2 pseudogenes are annotated in these 1755 nt (G+C 65.1%); both read left to right on the forward strand.

Annotated elements, in window-relative coordinates:
* Positions 1 to 210, forward strand: a pseudogene (locus ACZ7M7_RS44990) (hypothetical protein); the annotation flags it as partial.
* Between the two features lie 169 nt (positions 211 to 379).
* A pseudogene (locus ACZ7M7_RS44995) lies at positions 380 to 1213 on the forward strand (IS5 family transposase).
* The last annotated feature ends 542 nt before the right edge of the window (positions 1214 to 1755 follow it).

Genomic DNA, 1755 nt, shown 5'->3' on the forward strand with positions numbered 1-1755 from the left:
AGTCCGGCGACCAGCTTCAACGTCCGGAACGAAACTGACAAGAGGATCGAATTCTTCACCGGGATTACCTGCGACAACGGTGCCGCAATTGCGACTATCGGGCGCGGAGACTCCAGCAGCGCAATCCCCGGAACGGTTGTTTTCGACGGCAGCGTGGTGCCGTTCGCGCTCGTCGGCAGCTTCCGGGCAGTCGACAGGAAGCACCACTGAGCCCCACACCGGCCCGGCCAGAATCAGCGGCAAGCCGACTCGTATGCCATGTGGACCCCGGCCCGCTATCGGGCCGGGCCCTGGCCGTGGAGTCGTGGGACGGCAGTAGACGCGATCCCTGCCGCTCACCTGGGGCGTTTCTCTCGGATCAGCGGATCGTTGGTCAGGTGTGCCGTGGAGTGACGCCCAGCGGGCGCGGAATGAGCCGCTGCTACCGGACCGGACGCCGAAGCGGGGCGGGCGGTGGCGTGATCACCGGTAGGTGATCGATGCGATCGCGTGGAGGTTCCGGACAGGTTCGTAGTGGGTGCATCTGCCGGAGCAGTACGGTTCGTGGAAGGGCGTGTACACCATGGGCTATCGACGAGACGTGGGATCGCGTCTTCACGGCTCTGCTCGCCCAGGCCGACGCGGAGGAAGATCTGGACTGGATCGTCGTGGTGGACTCCACCATTGTGCCTGCTCCCCAGCATGCTGCGGTGGCCGGCAAATTGGGGTCGCGGTCAGCGAGCCGGTCGATCATGCCCTTGGCCGGGCCGCGGCGGTCTGACTGCGAAGCTCTATCTGGCCGCCGATGGTCTATGCCGACCCCTGGCCTTCGTCCTCACGCCTGGCCAGACGGGATGCTCCGGCCTTCGAGTCCGTCATGGGTGCCCTGTGGGTGCTGCGCCGACGCGGACGGCCCCGCACACGGCCTGTGTTGGTACTGGCAGACAAGACATACTCGTCCCGCGCCATCCGTACCCACCTCAGACGACGCGTGATTTGTGCCGTGATTCCGATCCCGGCCGACCAGCAGGCCCACCGGGCGGATGCGACTCGGCAGCCGCGGCGGCAGGCCACCCGTGTTGACCGAGACGCCTACAAGCAGCGGAACACCGCCGATCGGTGCATCAACCGCCTCAAGCAGTGGCGCGGCATCGCCACCCGCTATGAGAAGACCGCCACGATCTACCTCGCCGGGCTCCACCCGGCAGGCATTTTCCTTTGGGCTGCGCGATGACGAGCAACCAGCAGCAGTCAGAGACGACCATGCCCGGGACGCGCGTCTCGCACCGATCACACAGCACGAGATGGAGCATCCGGCTCTCACGCAGTGAGCCATTCGCACCGCAGCGCTCACAAATGCCCTCACTGCGGTCAGCGAAGGCATCAGCGACAGCCTGGAGGCGCTCGTGCTCGGCATCCGTCCAGTTGCCGCCAGGCTTCCACGACCTCGGAAACGCCTGGAAGGCCAGAGACCCCCACTTCTGCTTCACAGCCAGGAGCTGGTACTCCCGGAACTCCGCGACAACCGCCCGATGGCAGTCAAGCACCAACTGCCACCAGCCAGGACCCACGTCGAAGTCATACGACGGGTCTCGCAGGTATTCCCTGACCGGTTGCAGCACGTCGCCTGAAGCCGACCAAGTCCCAACCATCAAGCCCCCTCACGCATCAATGGCACCCGCTCTTACTGATCGTTTCAGAATGAGGTTCGGAGACGTCTCAAGCAGATGATGCTGCATGCGAGTTGGAGCAGGCCGAGGTGGAGGTCGGCGCGTA

The organism is Streptomyces sp. NPDC111606 (genome assembly GCF_055656945.1).